This is a genomic window from Roseateles sp. P5_E1 (genome assembly GCF_054049335.1).
Genome location: NZ_JBFUMN010000134.1, coordinates 1 through 1,091 on the forward strand (window position 1 = coordinate 1; position 1,091 = coordinate 1,091).

Annotated in this window: 1 protein-coding gene and 1 pseudogene; both read right to left on the reverse strand. The window is 67.1% G+C overall.

Translation table 11 applies throughout. From position 1 onward, the window contains the following. The coding region (locus ACXJKJ_RS30125; protein WP_457395015.1) for a DUF3829 domain-containing protein at positions 1 to 556 on the reverse strand (556 nt) is incomplete at its 3' end. Positions 557 to 645: 89 nt separating this feature from the next. Further along, a pseudogene (locus ACXJKJ_RS30130) lies at positions 646 to 1,091 on the reverse strand (SDR family oxidoreductase); the annotation flags it as partial.

Sequence of the window (1,091 nt, forward strand, 5' to 3'; positions counted from 1 at the left end):
CCTTCAGCTGGGCGTGACGACGTTCGTCTTCGCGCTTCTCCAGCGCGGCATCCAGCGCATCGCTGGCATCGAAGAAGGCCATGTAGGCCTGCATCAGCGGGCCGTGCTGGGTGCGCATGCCAGCGTGGTCGTCGCGCAGGTAATCCTCGCGGGTGTAGTAGCGGTCGGTCTGTTCGATCAGCGCGTACAGGTCAACGAAGCGCTGCTGGTAGGCGCGCGCAGGCGCATCCAGCGCGGCATCGGCCGGCGTCATCGCCAGCGCCGCCACCATCGGTTCATTGCACACCGCGACGCGGTGCGACAGCACCATGCCCGGCCCGCGCACGTGCGTCTCCTTGCCGGTCGGGCCCGCCTTCGGATCCTGCATCCAGCCGGTGTACTGCTGGAAGCCCTCGTGGATGGGCTGCTCCACCGCGTTGAAACACGCGACGTAAGCATTCACCTTCTCAACGCCCTCGGTATCGGCGGCGTGCGAGGGGCCTTTGCTGCAGGCGCCGAGCAGGCCGATGACGGCGATGGCGGCGGCGAGCGATGGACTTCGTTTGCGATGGGACATTCAACAGACCAGACAAAAGGGGGCACGCACAGTAGCAGTTGCGCGTGCAGCCTTTGTCGACGACCGGGCCCTGCGACGCTGCCGCAGGCTCAATCCAGGAACAGATCGGGCAGCAGCGGTCGCGACGGATCCACCGCGTAGCCGCTCAGGTCGGTGATACCGGCCTGCGCCAGTACCTCGTCATCAAGCAGGAACTGCCCGCTGAAACCGGCCGCATCGCGGGTCAGCACCGCGTGCGCGGCATCGGCCAGGATCTGCGGCGTGCGGCAGCCGTTGATATCCACGCCGGGAATCATGTTGACCGCATCGGTGGCGATGATCGTGCGTGGCCACAACGCGTTGACCGCCACGCCCTGGGGCCCGAACTCGGCGGCCAGGCCCAGGGTGACGAAGCTCATGCCCATCTTGGCCAGCGTGTAGCCGGTATGCGGACCCCACCATTTCGGGTCCAGGCTTGGCGGCGGCGCCAGGGTGAGGATGTGCGGGTTGGGCGCCTGCAGCAGATATGGCAGGCAGGCCTGCGCGCACAGGAAGC